Below are 17,478 nucleotides of genomic sequence, written 5' to 3'. Positions count from 1 at the left end.
CACTGTCCGTGATGGGCTGGCCGGCCTACCATCGACGTACCGGTAAATGGGGTGTACCGGTCGTCGCGATGTCCATGCTGTCTGTCGAACCAGAGAAGGTGGGGAGCCTTCCCGAATGATGAGCGCGCCCACACCGATGGGATCGCCGGGCCGTGACCCGGCACAGCTCCAGCGTGCCCGGGAGGTGGTCCTGCCTGCCCTGTGCCAGGCCTTCGGGGCCGCACTGGCGCGTTTCGACGATGCCCTGTTCGACCGTGCCGGCAATGCTGGCTCGTCGCAGCTGTTGTTCCTTGATGCGATGCGCGAACTGCGCCGCCGCCGCGAGGACATTGCTGCCGCCTTCGCCAGCCACCTGCAGCTGGCCTGGGATGCGTTGGCCAACGGTGAGCCGCTGTCGGCCGAGGCGACCCTGTCGGGTCCGGCCGAGGACAGCCTCAGCCTGCTGGATGAACACGTACTGGAATCGCGGCTGGCGGTGCGCAACTTCGCCACCGTGCTGCTGCGCGACTTCAAGCCGGTGCTGGCGCGGCTGGATCGCCGCCTGGGCCGGCTGATCGGTGGACCCGAACTGGATGCCGACCACAACCCGATCAGCCCCGAGCACCTGGGCGTGGCCATCCACGAAGCCTTTGCCGGCTGCGAGCTGGCCCCGGAAGTGCATCTGGTGCTGATCAAGCTGTGCGAGCGCGACCTGCGCGCGCCGGTGGGCCGCATCTACGAGAAGCTGGACGAACAACTGGCTGCTGCCGGGGTGATGTCGCAGATGGGGGCGCAGCAGCGTCCGTTGTCAGCCGCGCCCGAGCCGCGCGTGCCTTCAGGCCTGGACGATCTGGTCGAGCAGCGTCAGGGCGTGGGCTTCGATGCTGAATCCGGCGATGACGAACAGGCCGCACCGGCGTGGGCACAGCGCTTCGCCGCACGCTGGTCCGAGCGCCGCGGCCACATGCAGCAGCATCTGGCTGGCGAAGACGGCGGAACCGGCGAGGCCTACGTGGGCCAGCAGGGCATGCTGCTGGAAGCGCTGCACGAACTGCTGCAGCAGACCCGCCATGTGCGCGAGGATGCAACGTCGGCCGCACAGGTTGCAGTTGGCCAGCATCGCCCGTTGAGCCAGCGCGAGATGATGTCGGTGTTGTCGCTGCTGCAGGCCACGCCCAGCGCGACCCTGCGCGCAGCCATCGGTGAGGACGGCGAATCGCTGGCGCAGCGGCTGAAGAGCGAAGTCCTGTCCAGCGCCACCCGGCTTGGCGTCGACCCCGGCCAGAGCCGGCTGGATCCGCAGGACGAAGATGCGATCGACCTGGTCGGCATGTTGTTCGACGTGATGCTGGACGAACGCGAGCTGGAGGGCCGCTCGCGCGAACTGATCGGCCGTCTGGTGGTGCCCTTCGTCAAGGTCGCCATGCTTGATCGCCGCATGTTCGTGCAGAAGACCCACCCGGCGCGCAAGCTGCTCAACTCGCTGGCCGAGGCCTGCGAAGGCAACACCGGCGAGAGCCAGGCAGAGCGCATGCTGATGGCCAAGGTCGAGGAAATCATCGAGCGCCTGGTGGCCGAGTTCAACGAGAACCTGGCCATCTTCCTGACCCTGGAAGAAGAGTTCCGCGAATTCCTCGTGCAGCATCGCCGCCGCGTGGAAATTGCCGAGCGGCGCGCCGCCGAAACGCAGCGTGGCCAGGAAAAGCTGGAAATGGCTCGCAGCCGTGCCGGCGCCGAACTGGACCGCCGCATCGGCGATGCCTCCCTGCCGCCGGCCATTGCCGAGTTTCTGCGCCAGCCGTGGCAGCACCACCTGACCCTGGCGCTGCTGCGCGAGGGCGAAGAAGGCGCGTCGGTGGCCGAGGCATTGAGCCTCGGCGACGGCCTCCTGGAGGAAGTGGCCGAGGCACGCCGGCAGATTGTCGGCAAGCCGTGGCTGCAGGCCTGGCAGCCGGTGCTGGCCAAGGTGTTTGCCAGCGTCGGCGTGCACGGCGATGCGGCTACGGGGGCGATCGACGCCTTGCATGACACGTTGCAGGGCATCGCCGAGTCGCGCCCGGAACTGCAGCGCGCGCTGCCGGAGCTGCCGCAGGTCGCATTGCCGGCGCCGCCGGTGGCCGAGTCGCCCGCAGTGGAGTTGAGCGGCCAGATCGACGCCGATGACTTCGACAATGCCGACGCCGATCGCTTCCGTCGCATGGAGATCGGTAACTGGCTGGACTTCGTCGACAAGGACGGCAAGGTCCAGGCCGGCAAGCTGTCCTGGGTCAGCCCGATTTCCTCGCGCCTGTTGTTCGTCAACCGCCGTGGCGTGCGCTTCTGCGTGGCTTCGCCGGAGGAACTGGCGGTGATGGTGCGGTTGGGCCGCCTGCGTGCCCACGTTGACGACGGCGCCTTCGACAGCGCCATGCAGGGCGTGATCGATCGGCTGGACCCGGGCAACGCCACCCTGCACTGAGCAGTGACGGCCTGCTAGGATCGGGAAAACACACCGATCAGCGGGGACCTGCATGGCCGTGGCGTTGCTGGGGATCAAGGAGACCGCGCCGGGCGAACGGCGCGTGGCACTGACGCCGGAAACCGCGCGCAAGCTCGGCGCGCTGGGCGTCAGCGTCTGGTACGAAGCCGGTGCCGGCCTCGCTGCCGGTTTCACCGATGCTGCCTATGACGATGCCGGCGCGCGGGTCTTCGACGCCAGCCGTTGGGGCGAGATCGACATCCTGCTGTGCGTGCAGGCGCCGCCGGCGGCGGTGCTGGAGCAGCTCAAACCCGCCGCCAGCGTGGTCGGACTGCTGACCCCGGCCAGTGATCCGGCGCTTGCAGCATTGGCCGCTGACGACCGCCTGCACCTGTTCCCCCTGCAGCAGCTGCCACGCACCACCCGCGCGCAGGCGATGGACGTACTCAGTTCGCAGGCCGGCATGGCCGGTTACAAGGCCGCGCTGATCGCGGCCGAGCGCGCACCGCGCTTCTTCCCGATGCTGACCACGGCAGCCGGAACCGTGCGTCCGGCCAAGGTTCTGGTAATCGGTGCCGGCGTGGCCGGCCTGCAGGCCATCGCCACCGCGCGCCGGTTGGGTGCGCAGGTGGAAGGTTTCGACGTGCGTCCGGAAACCCGCGAGCAGATACAGTCGCTGGGGGCGCGTTTCCTCGACCTGGGCGTCAGCGCGGCAGGCGAAGGCGGTTACGCGCGTGCGCTGACCGATGAAGAGCGCGCCGAACAGCAGCGCCGGCTGGCCGACCATCTGCGTAGCGTGGATGTGGTGATCTGCACCGCAGCGGTACCGGGGCGACCGGCGCCGACGATCGTGACTGCCGCAATGGTGGAAGGCATGGCCACCGGCAGCGTGATCGTTGATCTGGCCGCCGAAAGTGGCGGCAACTGCGCGCTGACCCGGCCGGGTGAGTGCATCGAGCACCAGGGCGTGACCATCGATGGCCCGCTGGGGCTGGCCAGTCGCGGCGCGACCCAGGCCAGCGAGATGTACGCGCGCAACCTGCTGAATTTCGTCGCGTTGTTCGTGCGTGAGGGGCAGCTGGCGTTCGACTGGGACGACGAGCTGCTGGCGAAGACGCGCTGGCAGGCGTGACCCGGTAGCGCCGGGCCATGCCCGGCGAGCGCAGCGGAAGGCACTGGATCCGCCGGGCATGGCCCGGCGCTACCGTGTTACCGCGGCTTCGCCGGCGGCGGATTTTCCCGCACCCAGTCCTTGCGCTGTTCCGGCGTCATCTGTGACCAGCGCTCGCGCAGGGCGTCGCGCTGCGCCGGTGGCAAATCACGCATCTGGCCGAACAGGGCACGCGCCTGCTCGCGCTGCTCCGGGCTCATGTGTTCAAAGCGGCGTAGCCCACGGCGGGCCTTGTCGCGTTCCTCCGGACTCATCGATTGCCAACGCTGGCCATGCGAGAGCATGCGTTGGCGCTGGCCAGCGTCGGCGCTGTTCCAGCGGTCGCGCAGCGGCGCCAGCAGGGATTCGCGCTGGGCGTCGCTCAGTTGTTCCCATGCCGGCAGCGGTGCGGTCGGCACGGGACGCGGGGCAGGGGCGGGTGCGGCGCTCTGTGCCAGCGCCGGGACGGCCGGCAACAGCGACAGGGCCAGCAAGAGTGGCAGGGTATGCAGTCGGGACATGGGTTCACTCCATCGCCAGGTCGTTGTCGCCCAGCCACAGGTACAGATCAGGATTCTCGTCGTACAGCGCGCTGTTGTCTTCCACTGCCGCCAGCACCGGTGCTGGCGCAGGGCCCGTCAGCGTGCCATGGCCAGTGAACTGCAGGCCGATACCCAGTGCCACCACCAGCGAACAGGCGCTGGCCAGCCACCAGCGCCAGCGCCCGCGATGGGCCGCGCCGGCGCCATGGCGGGCCTGGCGCAGCCGTGCCAGCGTCGCCGGCGACAACGCCTGCAGCGACTGCGCGTGCAGGCTGCGCAGGGTGTCATCGGAAGGCAGGGGGCGGTTCACGGGTGGGTCTCCAGGTAGTCCTGCAGCGCTTGCCGGGCGCGTGCCAGATGGGTTTTTACCGCGCCTTCGCTGCAGCCCATGGCGCGGGCGGTGGTGGCCCCGTCCAGGTCCTGCAGCACGCGCAGGGTGAAGGCCTCGCGCTGGCGGGCGGGCAGGGTGCGCAGTGCCTGCACCAGCTGCTGGTACTGCTGGTGTTGCTCATGCGCCTGCGACGGGTCGGGGCCGGGGTCGGCCCAGTCGATCTCGCCGCCGTCGGCGTCCTGGTTGTCACGCCAGAACGGCAGGCGGAAGCGGCGCCGGCGCTGCAGGTCGATCACCCGCCGGCGCAGGATGCTCCAGAACAGTGGTGCCCATTCGGCGGCCGGCTTGTCGGCGTAGTCCAGCATGCGCAGCAGGGCATCCTGCACCGCGTCCAGCGCATCCTCGCGCTGGCGCAGGCCGGCCTCGGCGAAGCGGAACGCACGCGGGCCGACGCTGGCCAGGAACGCCTCCAGCGATGCCGGCAGGGCATCGGTCTCGGCGCTCGGGGGGAGGGGGCTGCTCACCAGCACAGGGTACGGTTCCTCGCTCGGGGTCACCATTGGCAACGCGTGAGCGCGGCTTTGGTTGACGCCGGGCGCGCGCCGGGTTCAGCCCATGGTTATGATGGGGCGACGAAGACAGAGCGGGAGCGTTGCCAGTGAGTGACGGGTTCGTAGCGCTGTACATCTTCATGCTGGCGGCCATTGCCGGCCACGTGATCATTTCGCGGGTGCCGGTGATCCTGCATACCCCGCTGATGTCGGGGTCCAACTTCATCCACGGCATCGTGCTGATCGGCGCGATGGTGGTGCTGGGTCATGCGCAGACGCCGCTGGAAAAGGCACTGGGCTTCCTGGCCGTGGTGCTCGGTGCCGGCAATGCCGCCGGTGGCTACGTGGTCACCGCACGCATGCTGGAAATGTTCAAGCCGAGTGCGCCCAAGCGCGACAAGGACGAACCGAAGGAGCCGCAGGCTTGAACATCAGCACCATCGAACTGCTCGATTGGCTGGTCAAGACCAGCTACCTGGTCGCCGCCACGCTGTTCCTGCTCGGCCTTCAACGCATGGCCTCGCCGCTGACTGCACGCAGCGGCATCCGCTGGGCCGGGCTGGGCATGCTGCTGGCCACCGTGGCCACCTTCTTCCTGCCCGAGCTGCACAACGTGCCGCTGATCCTGGTGGCGCTGCTGCTGGGCGCCGGCCTGGCGTGGTGGTCGGCCGGCAAGGTCGCCATCACCGACATGCCGCAGATGGTGGCCCTGTACAACGGCATGGGCGGCGGCTCGGCCGCGGCCATCGGTGCAGTGGAACTGTTGCGCTACGCCTTCCTCGCCAACCGCGATACCAGCCACTGGAGCGCACAGGCGCTGGCCGACCTCGCTGCCCGCCAACCCTCGGGCATGGTGCTGCTGCTGGCGGTGGTCGGCGCGGCCATCGGTGCGGTGTCGCTGTCCGGCTCGGTGATTGCCTGGGCCAAGCTCGACGGTCGCCTCGACAAGCGCGTGACCTGGCCCGGGCAGCAGGTGATGAACCTGGTGGTGGCACTGGCGGTGGTGGTGCTGGCGATCATCGCGGCCAGCACGCTCAACACCTGGGCGATCGTCGCCTTCTTCGTGCTGGCGCTGGCGCTGGGCGTGCTGATGACGCTGCCGATCGGTGGTGCCGACATGCCGGTGGTGATCTCGCTGTACAACGCGTTCACCGGCCTGGCGGTGTCGTTCGAAGGCTATGTGCTGGGCAACGAGGCGTTGATCATCGCCGGCATGATGGTCGGCGCGGCGGGCATCCTGCTGACCCGGCTGATGGCCAAGGCGATGAACCGGCCGATCCGCAACGTGCTGTTCTCCAACTTCGGCGGCGCTGCGGCGGGCGAGGCGCAGGCGATTTCCGGTTCGCAGAAGCCGATCGAAGCAGCTGACGTGGCGGCGATGATGGCCTTCGCCGAACGCGTGGTGATCGTGCCCGGCTACGGCATGGCCGTCGCCCAGGCCCAGCACAAGATCTGGGAGCTGGCACAGCGGCTGATCGCACGCGGGGTGAAGGTGAAGTTCGCGATCCACCCGGTGGCCGGACGCATGCCGGGGCACATGAACGTGCTGCTGGCCGAGGCCGGCGTGCCCTACGACCTGATCGCCGACATGGATGACATCAACCCGGAATTCGCCAACACCGACGTGGTGCTGGTGATCGGCGCCAACGATGTGGTCAATCCGGTCGCGCGTACCGACCCGGCCAGCCCCATTTACGGCATGCCGGTGCTGGATGTGGTCAACGCCCGCAACGTGGTGGTGATCAAGCGCGGCAAGGGCACTGGCTTTGCAGGCATCGAGAATGCGCTGTTCTACGCTGACAACACCCGCATGCTGTACGGCGATGGTGCAGAAGCCGCGGCCTCGCTGGTCAGTGAGCTGAAGGGGCTCGACGGGGGGCATTGAGGGAACGGGGTCGGATCCCTTTCCGCAGGAAAGGGCTCTGACCCCACATCCAACATCCGCCATCCACGCATGGTGTGGATCTACGCGCTCAGCGTGCCAGCCAGGCGCCCACAGCCACACCCAGGGCCAGCCACAGCCATTCCACCGCGCCATTGGCGAGGGTGATCAGCGTCCAGGCCAGGTGCGGACCCATCCGCGTGGTCGCATCCCACAGGTCCAGCCCGATCGAGCCACCCATCCAGGCGCTGGCGATGGTCCAGTTGGCCACCGCAGCCACCAGCAACGTGCCCAGCACCACCAGGGTGATGCGCAACCGGCCCGGCCCCAGCGTGCCCATGCGCAGCATGAACACCAGCTCCAGTGCGGTCACCACGGCCATCCAGCCGACCTGCCGGCCGGTCATCAGGGCCAGCACCATCCAGGCAAGGGGAGCAACAAGCAGGCCCAGCAGCAGCATGAGGGGCCAGAGCCAGGTCACGGTCCTGGCACGCGCGGCATTGGAGGACATCGAAGCTCCCTGAAAGTCATCCACAGGATACTGTGGTTTGCCGCAGTGCACCGGCGAGGGTAGGGCGGCTGGGCTAGAATGCCGTCTTGCGTGGCCTTGGCCACGGCCCCATATCGGTCCCCATGTATTCCCGTAGCAGCGAACCTGTCCACTTCGAACGCGATTGCGAGGCCGTGATGGTCCCGCAGGGCGACACCGTGACCCTGCCCGCCGGCAGCTATGGGTACATCACCCAAGCGCTGGGCGGCAGCTATTCGGTGTTCGTGGAAGGCAACCTGTTCCGTATCGCCGGCAAGGACGGTGACGCCATCGGCAAGGAGGCGCCGGCTCCGCTGGAGCTGCCGGCCGATGCGACCGACGAGCAGGTGGAGCAGTTGGTGTGGCAGCAGCTGCGTACCTGTTTCGATCCGGAAATTCCGGTGAACATCGTCGAACTGGGCCTGGTCTACGAGGTCGAGATCAAGCACCTGGACGAAGGACAGCGCGAGATCGACGTAAAGATGACGTTGACCGCGCCGGCCTGCGGCATGGGCGACATCCTGGTCGACGACGTACGCAGCAAGCTTGAAATGATCCCGACGGTGGCCGAGGCCGACGTCGAGCTGGTGTTCGACCCGCCGTGGAACCAGCACATGATGTCCGAGGCTGCCCGGCTCGAGACCGGCATGCTTTGACCCACGGCCCGCAGTGACGCGGGCCCGGTACTACCCGCAACCAGAACAGGAAATCTCCGGTGTCCCAGTCCATTCCCAGCTTCGCCGTCACCCGTTCGGACCACCCGCGCAGCGCTGAAGAGCGCGCCCAGATCCTGGAGAAGCCGGGCTTCGGCCTGCACTTCACCGACCACATGGTGGAAGTGCGTTGGGACAAGGACACTGGCTGGCACAACGCCAACGTGCGTGCCTACGGCCCGCTGCAGCTGGACCCGGCCGCCGCGGTGCTGCATTACGGCCAGGAAATCTTCGAAGGCATCAAGGCCTACCGCCATGCCGACGGTTCGATCTGGACCTTCCGCCCGGATGCCAACGGCCGCCGCCTGCAGCGTTCGGCGCAGCGCCTAGCGCTGCCGGAACTGCCGGTGGAGATCTTCGTTGAATCGCTGAAGCAGCTGATCGCCGTCGACAGCGCCTGGGTGCCGTCGGCCGATGAGTCGAGCCTGTACTTCCGTCCGTTCATGATCGGCGACGAAGCCTTCCTTGGCGTGCGCGGCGCGCACAAGGCCGGCTACTACGTGATCGCCAGCCCGGCCGGCCCGTACTTCGCCAAGGGCGTGGCGCCCGTGTCGATCTGGCTGTCCACCGAGTACGCACGTGCGGCCAAGGGCGGCACCGGTGCCGCCAAGTGCGGTGGCAACTACGCCGCCTCGCTGCTGCCGCAGCAGAAGGCGCAGGCGCAAGGCTGCTCGCAGGTGCTGTTCCTCGACCCGGTCGAGGGCAAGTACCTGGAAGAACTGGGTGGCATGAACGTGTTCCTGGTCTACAAGGATGGCACCCTGGTCACCCCACAGCTGTCCGGCAGCATCCTCGAAGGCATCACCCGCGAGAGCATCCTGCAGCTGGCCCGCGACCGCGGCATGAAGGTCGAAGAGCGCAAGGTCAGCATCGACGAGTGGAAGCAGGGCGTGGCCTCCGGCGACATCGCTGAGGTGTTCGCCTGCGGTACCGCCGCAGTGGTCACCCCGATCGGCCAGCTCAAGGGCGAAGGCTTCTCGGTGGGCGACATCAATGCACCGGCTGGCGAAGTGACCATGTCGCTGCGCAAGGAACTGACGGATATCCAGTACGGCCGCCTGCCGGACCGCCACAACTGGCTGGTCAAGCTGGGCTGATCGCCCGCGTTGAACCTGTAGCGCCGGGCCATGCCCGGCGGCTCTTCTTGAAAGCCCGTCCCAGTGACGGGCTTTCTGCGTTGTGGCCCGCCCGTCGACCGCAGCAGATAGGCGCTTGACGCAAATAAGTTTGCGATGCAAACTTAATTCAAGCGACCCCGATGGAGCGTGTCATGCAGCAGCCGTCCGTCATTGATCCTTCCTCGCGCCTGCAGGCGTTGACCCGTGAATACTCGCGTTACTCGCGCAGTGCCGGTGGCCTGTCGGCGATCGCGGGCGGTGTTGCCTGTCTGGCCTCCTTCCTTGCGGGCGCGCTGTTGCCGACCACCCTGACGCTGCGCGTCGTGCTGATCGCCGTACCGGTGCTGTGGATCGTCGGCAAGCAGTGGCTGGCGCGTCGCTACTACCAGCGTCTGGGCCAGGTCGAGGAGCAGGTGACGCCGGCCGAGCGCAACTTCCAGCGCTTCTTCATCGCCTTCACCGCCTTGGTGAGCGTGCTGGTGATCGGCAGCGTGCTGACCCGGCTGGCGCCGATGGGCGAACGCCCCTGGGACCTGCGCGCGATGGGCTACCTGGTCGTGGTGGCACTGTTGCCCTGGGTGGTGTGGCGCTGGCTGCGTACGCCGCTGGAGTTCATTGTGGGCGTATTCCTGCTGTGCCAGGCCGCGCTGGCCTTCACCGGGCAGGCGTATGGCTTCGGCGCGAGCACCGTCGTGTTCCCGCTGGCATCCATCGCACTGATCGTGGCCGGCTGGCGTGACCACCAGCGCTTCCAGCGGCTGCAGGTGGAGATGCGCGCGTTCATGGCGGCGCGGACGAACGTCGAATGACCCAGCTGCCCGATTCCCGAGCGCTGCTCCAGCTCGATCGCTTGATCCATGAGCCGGCACGCCTGCTGATCCTGTCGATCCTGGCAGGTGCTGAATCCGCCGAGTTCGGATTTGTCGAGCATCTCAGCGGGTTGAGCAAGGGCAACCTCTCCAGCCATCTGAGCAAGCTTGAAGCGGCAGGGTTGGTCGCCATCGACAAGTCGTTCCGCGGCAAGCGCCCACTGACCACCCTGCAGTTGACGCCGATGGGCCGCACTGCCCTGGCCGAGTACCGCACGCAGCTGGCGGCGATCGTTGCCGGCATTCCCGATCCGGATCGAAAGGACTCCTGACATGACATTGCTCCCGCGCCTGTTTGCGGTTCTGGTTGTTTCCTTTTCTGCCCTCACAGGCGTGGCCGCGGCCGCAGATCCGCGCCAACAGGGAGCTGCGCTGACCACGCAGTTCTACGAAGGGCACATCGACGCCCTGTGGGAACGGATGACGCCGCAGATGCGGGCGGGGCTGCAGTCTGCGCAGAACCTGGTGACGCTGCGCGAGCAGGTGCTGGCGGGTTGGGGCGCAGAAACCGAGCTGGTCAGTGAGAAGGTCGAGAAGGTTGATGGATTCGACACCTATCTGCGACAGGCGCGCTTCGCCAGGAGCCCGGCCATCATCCAGGTGCTGTGGGCCATCGATGCCGACGGGCGGATCGGCGGCTTCTACATCCGCCCGCTCCAGACCACGCCGCCACAGGCCGCGGCGAGCGGGTTCCTCGACTACCAGACCCGCACACGGCTGCAACTGCCGTTCGAGGATGAGTACTTCGTATTCTGGGGCGGGCGTAACGTCGAACAGAACTACCATGCGGCCCATGCCGGTCAGCGCTTCGCGCTGGATCTGCTGGTGGTCCGCGATGGCCGCTCGCACCGTGGCGATGGCCTGCGCAATGATGACTACTACTGCTTCGGTCGCCCGATCCTTGCGCCGGCTGACGGTACGGTGGTGGACGTGATCGAGGGTGTGGCCGACAACGTGCCGGGTCAGATGAATGCCGCCCAGCTCACCGGCAACCGCGTCATTCTCGATCACGGCAACGAGGAGTACTCGGTGCTGGCGCACCTTCGCCAGGGCAGCGTGCGCGTCGCGCAGGGGCAGGTTGTCCGCAGCGGCGCGCACCTCGGTGACTGTGGCAACAGCGGCAATTCCTCCGAACCGCACCTGCACTACCAGCTGCAGGCCGGGCCGGTGTTCGGTGTCGGCGAAGCGTTGCCGGCACAGTTCTCCGATTACATCGCCGATGGCCAGCCGGTTGCACGCGGCGAGCCGGTCAAAGGGCAGCGCATCCGGCCAGCGGACGTTCCGCGGGCGAAGTAGTCAGCGCGTCCGACGAGGGCCGGCCGGGGCACCGCCTGGATGCTGCGCGGTCGTTGCGGGGGGGCGTGGACGCCGATGTCGGCAAAGTCATCACAGGACACGTGATGACCCAGTCAGGTGCGTGCAGGGCACGAGAAAGTTCCTTCACCTTCACAAACCCTCGACCCGAAAAGTCTCAGAACGAACATTTCATCTTGCTGAAAAGACGCTGAAAATCTTGTGGTGTCCGGTTTTGGTCATTAGCGTCATCTGCACGGCGGATCGTTAGGGGGATCCGCTGACTCGCCGGACTTCGAACCTCGCCAATGCAAGCCAGCCCATGGTTCGGGCCGGTGCTTCTGCCGATTCCGGCATTCACACCACAAGAAAGGGAAATACGATGTCCCAGGTAACGCAACCGCGTGTGCGTCGAGTGTGGGTGGTCCTTGGTGCGTCCGTTCTGTCATCGCTGCTGCTGGCCACGCCTGCGCTGGCCGGTGACGTCCAGCTCAGCGGCCTGCAGTCCGCGCAGACCCACCAGCGTTTCATCGTGAAGTACCGCGACGGCAGTGCCCCGGTGGCCAATACCACCGCACTGGCCTCTTCACTGAAGAGTGCCGCCGCCGGCCTGGCCAGCAGCCAGGGCCGCGCGCTGGGCCTGCAGCAGGTCCGCAAGTTGGCCGTCGGCCCCACCCTGGTCAAGACCGATCGTCCGCTCGACCAGGCCGAATCCGAGCAGCTGATGCGCAAGCTGGCCGCCGACCCGAACGTGGAATACGTCGAAGTCGACCAGATCATGCGCGCCACGCTGACCCCGAACGACACCCGCTTCAGCGAGCAATGGGGCTTCGGCACCTCCAATGCCGGCATCAACATCCGGCCGGCCTGGGACAAGGCCACCGGCACCGGCGTCGTAGTCGCGGTGATCGATACCGGCATCACCAACCATGCCGATCTCAACGCCAACATCCTGCCCGGCTATGACTTCATCAGCGACGCCGCGATGGCGCGCGACGGCAACGGCCGCGACAACAACCCGAACGATGAAGGTGACTGGTACGGCGACAACGAGTGCCAGGCCGGCTATCCGGGTTCCAACTCCAGCTGGCACGGTACCCACGTCGCCGGCACGGTGGCGGCGGTGACCAACAACAGCACCGGCGTGGCCGGTACCGCGTTCAACGCCAAGGTCGTGCCGGTGCGTGTGCTCGGCAAGTGCGGCGGCTACACCTCCGACATCGCCGACGCGATTGTGTGGGCTTCCGGCGGCAGCGTCAGCGGCGTGCCGGCCAATGCCAATCCGGCCGAAGTGATCAACCTCTCGCTCGGCGGTGGCGGCAGCTGCTCGACCACCTACCAGAACGCGATCAATGGCGCTGTCGGCCGTGGCACCACCGTGGTGGTCGCAGCCGGCAACAGCAACACCAACGTGTCCTCGTCGGTGCCGGCCAACTGCCCGAACGTGATCGCGGTGGCAGCCACCACCTCGGCCGGTGCGCGTGCCAGCTTCTCCAATTATGGCAACGGCATCGACATCTCGGCACCGGGCCAGGGCATCCTGTCCACCCTCAACAGCGGCACCACCACCCCGGGCAGCGCCAGCTACGCTTCGTACAACGGCACCTCGATGGCGGCACCGCACGTTGCCGGCGTGGTCGCACTGATGCAGTCCGCTGCCCCGAGCCCGCTGAGCCCGGCGCAGGTGGAGAGCATCATCAAGAGCACTGCACGTCCGCTGCCGGGCGCCTGCTCGGGTGGTTGCGGCGCCGGCATCATCGACGCCGACGCGGCCGTGGCTGCGGCGATCAACGGCGGTGGCCCGAACCCGGGCGGCAACGTGCTGCAGAACAACGTCCCGGTCACCGGCCTGGGCGCTGCCAGTGGCGCCTCATTGAGCTACACGGTCAACGTTCCGGCTGGCAGCACCCAGCTGCGCGTGGCGATCAGTGGCGGCAGCGGTGATGCCGACCTGTACGTGCGCCAGGGCAGTGCCCCGACCGATACCGCGTATACCTGCCGTCCGTACCTGAGTGGCAACAACGAGACCTGCACCATCAACAGTCCGGCCGCCGGCACCTGGTATGTGCGGGTGAAGGCCTACAGCACCTTCTCGGGCCTGACCCTCAACGCCCAGTACTGAGCCCAAGCCCCTCTCCATGGGCACGCCCCGGCTCCGGCCGGGGCGTTTTCTCTTTGGGTAGGTGCCGACCCTGGTCGGCACGCTGTTCCTCAAACCGATTCGAAGCGGTTCGCGGCCACGTTCTTGCGCACGTGCTGCGGATCGAAGATCCGGCCGTTCATCGCGATGTACACGCCGGTCGGCAGCGACTGCACTGCACCGATCGCACAGCCGATGTTGAACTCGGCATCCGACCCGCGGAAACGTGCCGGGCTCAGCGCACCGGTCATCACGATGGTCTTCTCCGGAATCGTCGCCAGCACCTGGCCGGTCTGCACCATCGAATCGGTGCCGTGGGTCACCAGCACGTGGCGGGTCGGCTGCGCGGCGATGGTGGCGCGGATCAGCTCGCGGTCCTCATCGTTGATGTGCAGCGAATCCTTGCGCAGGATCGGAATCACGTTGAAGCGGAACGTCACGCCCAGCTCGCGCAGGATCATGCCGATCTGGGGGTCGCCGATCTGGTAGTCCGACTTGTCGTCGAAGTAGATCTTGTCGATCGTGCCACCGGTGGTGACGACCAGGAGCTCTTCCATCATGTGCATGCGCGAAACCAGGACAGGTACAGCGGCGCGGGGCCAGGAACACAGATGATACGGCCCGGCGGCCGCAGCGTCAGCGTCGCTTGCCGAAGCGGGCGCGCAGCCCGGGCAGGCTGGCGCTGAAGATCACCAGCAGCGCCAGCGCGATCTCGATCAGCGCCAGCCAGCGCGTCTGCGGGTGGCTCCAGGCGCTCATCACGCCATGGCTGAACCAGCCCAGCGCCAGCACCGAGGCCCAGAAGCCAGCCTTGCGCCAGCCCAGGCGCAGCGCCACGGCCAGTGCCAGCGGCGGTGCGGTGAACACCAGCTGGGTGGCCAGCCAGTGCTTGTCATTGATGAACCAGCCGGCGAACAGCGCCGCCAGCCCCATCAGGGCCAGCAGCAGGACCGTGCGCGGCGGGCGGTTCATCGGGCCAACCGCTGTGCGATGTCGGCCACGCGGCGTCCCAGCGCGCGGGCCAGCACGGCCTCGTCGTCGGTCGGCTGCGGGTCATCGGCCGCGCCGGCCACATGGCTGGCGCCATAGGGCGTGCCACCACTGGTGGTATGGCTCAACGCCGGCTCGGTGAACGGGATGCCGACGATCACGCAGCCGTGGTGCAGCAGCGGCACCTGCATCGACAGCAGGGTCGATTCCTGGCCACCATGCATCGAGGCGGTGGAGGTGAACACGCCGGCCGGCTTGCCGGACAGGGTGCCATTGACCCATTCGGCGCCCAGCCCATCCAGGAAGTGCTTCACCGGCGCGGCCATGTTGCCGAAGCGGGTCGGGCTGCCGAGCAGCAGGCCCTGGCATTCGACCAGGTCCTGCACGCTCACGTAGGGGGCGCCATCGTCGGGTACCGGCGGCTGCGCGGTCTGGGTGACGGCGGCCACCGGCGGCACCGTGCGCAGCCGCGCTGCCATGCCCGGAACCTCGCCGATGCCCCGCGCGATCTGGCGCGCCAGCCGTGCCACTGAACCGCCCCGGCTGTAGTACAGCACCAGAATCTCGCCCATCGTGACCGCTTCTCCTCGTCGTGTGGCCACCAGTATGGCTATCCTGCGACCATTCCGCATCGGGTACCCTTTCGCCGATGGAACCTTTGGATACGCTCAACCTGTGGATGGAGCGCGCGCGGGATCGCGCACGCGCCATCAGCTTCGGCCGCTTCCTGTGGCATCGCTTCCTCGACGACCGCCTGTTCCAGGCAGCGGCGGCGCTGGCCTACACCACGGTGTTCGCGCTGGTGCCGCTGGCGATCGTGGTGTTCGGCGTGCTCTCGGCCTTCCCCGTCTTCGACCGCTGGAGCGACCAGCTCAGCGATTACGTCTTCTCCAACTTCGTGCCCAACGCCGCGCGCGCCGCCGAGGGCTACCTGCGGCAGTTCTCGGCCAGTGCCGGCCAGCTCACCGCCGCCGGCTTCATCGCGCTGGTGGTGTCGCTGCTGATCACCCTCAACAGCGTTGAGGAGACCTTCAACCAGATCTGGCGCGTGGGCTCGACCCGGCCCAAGCTGACCCGCTTCCTGGTCTACTGGACCGTACTGACCTTGGGCGCGATGCTCGCCGCCGCCTCGCTGGCAGTGTCGGCGCGGGTCTTTGCGATGCCATTGTTCGGGACCCAGGAGGGCCGCTGGCTGGCCGACCTGGCGCTGCGGCTGGCGCCGATCCTGATCGAATTCGTCTGCATCACGCTGATGTTCCGGGTGGTGCCGCACCACACGGTCAAATGGCGGCATGCGGTGCCCGGTGCGATCCTTGCCGCCGTCATCCTGGAACTGGTGAAGTGGGGCATTGGTGCTTACCTGGGCAGCTTCCAGTCGTACCAGAAGCTCTATGGCACGGTGGCCTTCGTACCGATCCTGCTGCTGTGGATCTATCTGTGCTGGGTGGCGGTGCTGCTGGGCGCGTCGTTGTCCTCGTCGATGGCAGCGTTCCGGTACCAGCCGGTCGAGCTGCGCCTGCCGCAGGGCTACGAGTTCTACGGCCTGCTGCGCCTGCTGGGACGCTTCCACCATGCACGCGCGAAGGGCAAAGGCCTGGCCGACGACGAGATCCTGCGGCTGGAGCCGATGCTGACCGATTCGCTGCTGCAGGACCTGGCCTGCAACCTGCAGGAAATCGGCCTGCTGCGCCGTGATGAGCGCGGTGAATGGCTGCTCGCGCGCGATCTGGAGCAGGTCAGCCTGTCTGACCTGTACGAATGCACCCAGCTGCGCATTCCAGTGGCCGAGCAGCACCTGCCGTACCGCGACGACACCCTGGGCCGCGCCGCACTGGCGGCCCTGGACGACCTGCGACTGCCCCTGCGCGAGCGCCTCAAGCGCAAGGTCAGCGACATCTACACCGATTCTGGAGACGCACCATGACCCGCAAGACCGAGTTGCCGCTGATGCTCCCGCTGGCCCTGCTGCTGGCGCTGTCGGCCTGCAAGCCGGCGCAGGAGCCGACCCCGGCCAGCAGCCAGCCGCCGGCACAGGCACCAACGCCGACCACGCCGGCGCCAGTGGATGAGACCCCGGCCGAGCGCATCACCGCCGAGTTCCCGACGTTGAAGATGAAGGCGGTGGACGGCAGTGATTACGATCTGGCCGCGCATCGTGGCAAGTGGGTGGTGGTGAACTTCTGGGCGACCTGGTGTGCACCGTGCCGCAAGGAGATGCCGGAGCTGTCGGCGTTGCATGCGATGCGCAGCAACATCGAAGTGGTTGGTCTGGCCTACGAGGACATCGAGGTGCCGGAGATGCAGTCGTTCCTGACCAAGCATCCGGTGACCTATCCGATCGTGATCGTGGATCCGTTCGATCCGCCGGCGGACTTCGCCACGCCGCGAGGCCTGCCGTTGACGCATCTGCTGGATCCGCAGGGCAAGCTGGCCCACACCTTCCTTGGCCCGGTGACCGCCGCCGACATCGAAAAGCAGATCGCGGCGGCCAAGTAGGTTGCGTATCGGCAGGGCTGCGCCCTGCACTCGCCGAAACATTCAAGCAACGGCAACAGCAACAGCCAAAGCGCGATTTCCGTGTGGTGGCGGGGCGGTGTCGGAGTGCGGGGACGCCGCAAGTACGTCCATGTAGGCTTGGCAGCCGCATCCATGCGGCTGACACCCGCACTCCGACACCGCCCCGCCTCTGACAGATTTCTGCGATCTGGTAGATCCACGCCACGCGTGGATGAATGTCTGTCAGATTTCGAAATCAGAAAATGGGGTCAGATCCGTTTTCCTCTGGAAAACGGATCTGACCCCCATCGGCATGTCCAGCAGATCGCAGAAATCTGTCGAAGGCGGGGTGGGTCCGGTTGCGGGGGCGTGAGCCGCATGGATGCGGCGACCGAGCTTACATGGACGTACTTGCAGCGTCCCCCGCAACCGGACCC

General features: G+C 67.2%; 19 protein-coding genes. 12 read left to right on the top strand and 7 right to left on the bottom strand.

Translation table 11 applies throughout. From position 1 onward, the window contains the following. Positions 1-115 precede the first annotated feature (115 nt). Both DI041_RS19625 and DI041_RS19620 read left to right on the top strand, forming a co-directional pair. A complete protein-coding gene (locus DI041_RS19625; protein ID WP_136639800.1) occupies positions 116-2,437 on the top strand; it encodes a PacR family protein in 2,322 nt (773 codons plus the stop codon). Positions 2,438-2,489: 52 nt separating this feature from the next. Next, positions 2,490-3,569 (top strand): NAD(P) transhydrogenase subunit alpha, encoded by a 1,080-nt coding sequence (locus DI041_RS19620; RefSeq protein ID WP_046985209.1) that lies wholly within the window; start codon positions 2,490-2,492, stop codon positions 3,567-3,569. 77 nt (positions 3,570-3,646) lie between these two features. On the opposite strand, the gene DI041_RS19615 is transcribed toward DI041_RS19620, so the two are convergent. From DI041_RS19615 to DI041_RS19605, 3 genes are read right to left on the bottom strand one after another with little or no spacing between them, the layout of a single operon-like run. Continuing rightward, positions 3,647-4,108 carry a DUF3106 domain-containing protein gene (locus tag DI041_RS19615; protein WP_136639801.1) on the bottom strand — a complete coding sequence of 154 codons (462 nt, stop codon included), beginning with the start codon at positions 4,106-4,108 and terminating at the stop codon, positions 3,647-3,649. 4 nt (positions 4,109-4,112) lie between these two features. After that, positions 4,113-4,439, bottom strand: coding sequence for a DUF3379 domain-containing protein (locus DI041_RS19610; RefSeq protein WP_136639802.1), 327 nt, complete (start codon positions 4,437-4,439; stop codon positions 4,113-4,115). After that, positions 4,436-5,020 carry an RNA polymerase sigma factor gene (locus DI041_RS19605; RefSeq protein ID WP_136639803.1) on the bottom strand — a complete coding sequence of 195 codons (585 nt, stop codon included), beginning with the start codon at positions 5,018-5,020 and terminating at the stop codon, positions 4,436-4,438. Before DI041_RS19605 ends, DI041_RS19610 begins: the two co-directional genes overlap by 4 nt. Before the next feature lie 98 nt (positions 5,021-5,118). Between DI041_RS19605 and DI041_RS19600 the strand changes: the two genes are divergently transcribed. Together DI041_RS19600 and DI041_RS19595 are read left to right on the top strand one after the other, a co-directional pair. Then, positions 5,119-5,439, top strand: a complete 321-nt coding sequence (locus DI041_RS19600; RefSeq protein WP_046985213.1) for an NAD(P) transhydrogenase subunit alpha part 2 — start codon at positions 5,119-5,121, stop codon at positions 5,437-5,439. Then, positions 5,436-6,896: an NAD(P)(+) transhydrogenase (Re/Si-specific) subunit beta gene (locus DI041_RS19595; protein ID WP_136639804.1), complete on the top strand. Its 1,461-nt coding sequence runs from the start codon at positions 5,436-5,438 to the stop codon at positions 6,894-6,896. The genes DI041_RS19600 and DI041_RS19595 overlap by 4 nt, the downstream gene beginning before the upstream one ends. Before the next feature lie 88 nt (positions 6,897-6,984). On the opposite strand, the gene DI041_RS19590 is transcribed toward DI041_RS19595, so the two are convergent. Continuing rightward, the gene (locus DI041_RS19590) at positions 6,985-7,404 is read right to left on the bottom strand and encodes a hypothetical protein (protein WP_046985215.1); all 420 of its coding nucleotides are present in this window, start codon (positions 7,402-7,404) and stop codon (positions 6,985-6,987) included. Between the two features lie 122 nt (positions 7,405-7,526). Here DI041_RS19590 and sufT point away from each other — a divergent pair, with 122 nt between their 5' ends. The 6 genes from sufT to DI041_RS19560 all read left to right on the top strand — a co-directional run bounded on the left by sufT (position 7,527) and on the right by DI041_RS19560 (position 13,537). After that, the gene (sufT, locus tag DI041_RS19585; RefSeq protein WP_004144911.1) at positions 7,527-8,078 is read left to right on the top strand and encodes a putative Fe-S cluster assembly protein SufT; all 552 of its coding nucleotides are present in this window, start codon (positions 7,527-7,529) and stop codon (positions 8,076-8,078) included. A 59-nt stretch (positions 8,079-8,137) separates the two neighbouring features. Further along, positions 8,138-9,232: a branched-chain amino acid aminotransferase gene (locus DI041_RS19580; RefSeq protein ID WP_046985216.1), complete on the top strand. Its 1,095-nt coding sequence runs from the start codon at positions 8,138-8,140 to the stop codon at positions 9,230-9,232. A 173-nt stretch (positions 9,233-9,405) separates the two neighbouring features. Continuing rightward, positions 9,406-10,062, top strand: a complete 657-nt coding sequence (locus tag DI041_RS19575) for a hypothetical protein (protein WP_046985217.1) — start codon at positions 9,406-9,408, stop codon at positions 10,060-10,062. Then, a complete protein-coding gene (locus DI041_RS19570; RefSeq protein WP_046985218.1) occupies positions 10,059-10,394 on the top strand; it encodes a transcriptional regulator in 336 nt (111 codons plus the stop codon). The genes DI041_RS19575 and DI041_RS19570 overlap by 4 nt, the downstream gene beginning before the upstream one ends. A gap of 1 nt (position 10,395) precedes the next feature. After that, the gene (locus DI041_RS19565) at positions 10,396-11,418 is read left to right on the top strand and encodes a M23 family metallopeptidase (RefSeq protein WP_136639805.1); all 1,023 of its coding nucleotides are present in this window, start codon (positions 10,396-10,398) and stop codon (positions 11,416-11,418) included. 379 nt (positions 11,419-11,797) lie between these two features. After that, positions 11,798-13,537 (top strand): S8 family peptidase, encoded by a 1,740-nt coding sequence (locus tag DI041_RS19560; protein ID WP_136639806.1) that lies wholly within the window; start codon positions 11,798-11,800, stop codon positions 13,535-13,537. An 89-nt stretch (positions 13,538-13,626) separates the two neighbouring features. Here the strand turns inward: DI041_RS19560 and DI041_RS19555 are convergent, their stop codons facing one another. The 3 genes from DI041_RS19555 to wrbA form a co-directional block, all read right to left on the bottom strand. Further along, positions 13,627-14,112, bottom strand: coding sequence for an asparaginase domain-containing protein (locus DI041_RS19555; RefSeq protein ID WP_046985220.1), 486 nt, complete (start codon positions 14,110-14,112; stop codon positions 13,627-13,629). A gap of 79 nt (positions 14,113-14,191) precedes the next feature. Beyond that, a complete protein-coding gene (locus DI041_RS19550; RefSeq protein WP_046985221.1) occupies positions 14,192-14,527 on the bottom strand; it encodes a DUF2069 domain-containing protein in 336 nt (111 codons plus the stop codon). Continuing rightward, on the bottom strand, positions 14,524-15,117 hold the full coding sequence (gene wrbA, locus DI041_RS19545; RefSeq protein ID WP_046985222.1) for an NAD(P)H:quinone oxidoreductase: 594 nt from the start codon (positions 15,115-15,117) through the stop codon (positions 14,524-14,526). Before wrbA ends, DI041_RS19550 begins: the two co-directional genes overlap by 4 nt. Positions 15,118-15,194: 77 nt before the next feature. Between wrbA and DI041_RS19540 the strand changes: the two genes are divergently transcribed. Both DI041_RS19540 and DI041_RS19535 read left to right on the top strand, forming a co-directional pair. Further along, on the top strand, positions 15,195-16,469 hold the full coding sequence (locus tag DI041_RS19540) for a YihY family inner membrane protein (protein WP_046985223.1): 1,275 nt from the start codon (positions 15,195-15,197) through the stop codon (positions 16,467-16,469). Continuing rightward, the gene (locus DI041_RS19535; protein WP_136639807.1) at positions 16,466-17,041 is read left to right on the top strand and encodes a TlpA family protein disulfide reductase; all 576 of its coding nucleotides are present in this window, start codon (positions 16,466-16,468) and stop codon (positions 17,039-17,041) included. Before DI041_RS19540 ends, DI041_RS19535 begins: the two co-directional genes overlap by 4 nt. The last annotated feature ends 437 nt before the right edge of the window (positions 17,042-17,478 follow it).

Source organism: Stenotrophomonas maltophilia (genome assembly GCF_004920835.1).
GTDB lineage: Bacteria > Pseudomonadota > Gammaproteobacteria > Xanthomonadales > Xanthomonadaceae > Stenotrophomonas > Stenotrophomonas maltophilia_AQ.
Note: the sequence above shows the minus strand (reverse complement) of the source record. Positions and strands in the feature narration are given on the sequence as shown.